The organism is Monashia sp. HAY1-2A (genome assembly GCF_056755315.1).
Genome location: NZ_JBNDHY010000337.1, coordinates 1 through 365 on the forward strand (window position 1 = coordinate 1; position 365 = coordinate 365).

At 63.3% G+C, this 365-nt stretch carries 1 protein-coding gene; it reads left to right on the plus strand.

Going from position 1 to position 365, the window contains the following annotated elements; genetic code table 11:
* Positions 1-365 (plus strand): ABC transporter transmembrane domain-containing protein (locus ACPYOM_RS22190; RefSeq protein WP_481347618.1); only part of this gene is annotated, 365 nt, incomplete at both ends.

Here is a 365-nt window from a genome sequence, read left to right on the forward strand (position 1 = left end):
CGTGTTTGCCGCAGCAGTCCGCAAGCCGCTGGCACAGCTGGAAAAAGCAGGGATCGGCGACGTCGTTGCCCGCGTTTCAGGCGATGTGGAGGCAGTCAGTGAGGCCATCTCCCGCGTGTTGCCCGCGTTCACCAGCGCAGCCTTCACCATTGCCGTGACGCTTTTGGGCCTGGGAGTGATCGATTGGCGGTTCGCCGTCGCAGTGCTGGTTGCGGCACCGTTGCAGGTCATTACACTGCGCTGGTTCCTCAAGCGGACCGCCCCCATCTACCGTACGGTGCGGATCACCGAGGCCAGCAGGACTGAACAGATCATCGAGACCGCCCAAGGTTCGTCGTCGGTCGTGGCGCTGGGACTTGGTGAAC